Genomic DNA, 589 nt, shown 5'->3' on the forward strand with positions numbered 1-589 from the left:
TCATCGGCCGCGCGAGCGGGCCGCGGATCTTCGAGCGCAAGGACAGCGGGCTGTTCAGCCGCTCGAGCGTGGCGCGCACCCAGTCGTTCTTCGACCGCTTCGGCGGCTGGGCGGTCACGATCGCCCGCTTCGTCCCGGTCGTCCGCACCTTCGCCCCCGTCGCCGCCGGCGTCGGGAAGATGCACTACGCCCACTTCGTCGGCTTCAACGCCCTCGGTGCGGCCGTCTGGTCCACCGGCGTGATCCTGCTCGGCTTCTTCCTCGGACAGATCCCCGGCGTCGCGGACTTCGTCGGGAAGTACATCGACATCGTCCTCGTCGGCATCGTCGTGATCAGCGTCGCCGGGATCGCCCTCACCTACTGGCGGCAGAAGAACCGCGCCGGCCGCGACGCCTGAGCCCTGCGCTCAGGGGGTCGCCGTGACGGCCGCGCGCGGTCGGCGGAGCGCGATCACCGCGACCAGCAGCAGGAACACCGCGAGGGCCGCGAGCGTGACCGGGCCGGTGCCCAGGCCCAGGCCCTTCTGGGCGACGGGATCCGCGAGCCAGTCGCAGACCGAGGCGCCGAGCGGACGCGTGACGACGTAGG

Annotated in this window: 1 protein-coding gene and 1 pseudogene; one reads left to right on the forward strand and one right to left on the reverse strand. The window is 72.2% G+C overall.

The genetic code is table 11. The annotated features are described in order from the left end of the window. On the forward strand, window positions 1-398 hold a 398-nt coding region (locus tag C5D08_RS16575; RefSeq protein WP_181110343.1), incomplete at its 5' end, for a DedA family protein. A 9-nt stretch (window positions 399-407) separates the two neighbouring features. Here the strand turns inward: C5D08_RS16575 and C5D08_RS16580 are convergent. Further along, window positions 408-589 (reverse strand): annotated as a pseudogene (locus C5D08_RS16580) (hypothetical protein); the annotation flags it as partial.

The organism is Rathayibacter sp. AY1B6 (genome assembly GCF_002932755.1).
Lineage (GTDB): Bacteria > Actinomycetota > Actinomycetes > Actinomycetales > Microbacteriaceae > Rathayibacter.